This window comes from Oceanobacter sp. 4_MG-2023 (assembly GCF_030689165.1).
Taxonomy (GTDB): Bacteria; Pseudomonadota; Gammaproteobacteria; order Pseudomonadales; family Oceanobacteraceae; genus Oceanobacter.
In genome coordinates this window covers 1-593 of the sequence record NZ_JAUYVV010000079.1, presented here as the reverse complement: position 1 = coordinate 593, position 593 = coordinate 1, and the positions used below count along the sequence as shown (strand labels likewise).

The following is a 593-nucleotide window of genomic DNA, read 5'->3' as shown; positions in this document are numbered from 1 at the left end:
ACTGATCTGGAAATGGATTTTACTTCCTATTATTCAAGTAGTTACGGTGATTTCCCAGAAACCGGCTTGCCCAGAAATCGCGCATGCGCACTAATAAACTGTTAGAAGTTTTATCAAGGATGGTGTTCAATTGAAGAATTTACTTATTCTCATAGTTATTTGTGGAGCGGCATGGCAGTTCTACTTTAAAGACAGCTCTCTAGTCGAAAGCACTCATAAAAAATCTGTATCTGAATTTTCAAATAGTGATGCTATGAAAACATTAGCTCAAGCTAAAGAAATAGCTAATCCTAAAGTCACATATAAATGTGATGGCAGACAGCATTGTTCTCAAATGACCTCATATGAAGAAGCAAAATATTTTATTCGTTACTGTCCTAATACTAAAATGGACGGTGATGGAGATGGTATTCCGTGCGAAAGACAGTTTAATAGGTAGGGTGCTTTCAAACTTCTAACAAGGCGTTCAAACGGACAAAAAACAGTTGGCTGTTTCACTCTGATCTTGTCCCGCTTTAACGGACACCTTTTTACACAATAAAAGGTGCCCAATGCCAGCCTATAAAAACCAGAAAAAGACCAAGCAATATTCG

General features: G+C 37.6%; 1 protein-coding gene. It reads left to right on the top strand.

The window, feature by feature from the left end:
- Positions 1–130: 130 nt before the first annotated feature.
- Positions 131–439, top strand: coding sequence for an excalibur calcium-binding domain-containing protein (locus Q8W24_RS16840; protein WP_305476057.1), 309 nt, complete (start codon positions 131–133; stop codon positions 437–439).
- Positions 440–593: the final 154 nt, after the last annotated feature.